Genomic DNA, 463 nt, shown 5'->3' with positions numbered 1-463 from the left:
GGCTACTGCTACCATCAGATTACAGTTTCACCCGACAGTAGTACTGAGAGATGCCCAGATGGAAAACTGTTATATCCCGGATAACATCATGTTCTCAACATTTGATCTTACCCACGCAGACATTGGTATGCCGAATCCACTGCCTGCAGGAAATGTTTTGAAGTATTACAAAACGATGAATGACGCTTTAAGCCAGTCTAATCCAATTGCTATTCCTGATGCTTATCTTTCAACAAGTACTATTGTATATGCAAGAGTGAACAATGCACAGCAATGTTTTGCCATTGCTAAAATCACACTAAAAGTTCTGCCACCGGTAAAATCTACCGTGCTGAAAGATAAAGTGATCTGTGCTGAAGGAACAACTACATTGGATGCAGGACCTGGATTTGACGGTTACGAATGGAGTACCGGAGAAACCACACAAATCATCAATAATGTAGGAATAGGAACATACTGGGTA

The 463-nt window shown here is 41.0% G+C and carries 1 pseudogene; it reads left to right on the top strand.

Annotated features, from left to right (window positions below):
- Positions 1-463, top strand: a pseudogene (locus MP477_RS22700) (gliding motility-associated C-terminal domain-containing protein); the annotation flags it as partial.

The organism is Chryseobacterium sp. WG23 (genome assembly GCF_024586575.1).
Taxonomy (GTDB): Bacteria; Bacteroidota; Bacteroidia; order Flavobacteriales; family Weeksellaceae; genus Chryseobacterium.
The sequence above is the reverse complement of the archived record's forward strand: the minus strand, read 5'-3'. Positions and strand labels throughout refer to the sequence as shown.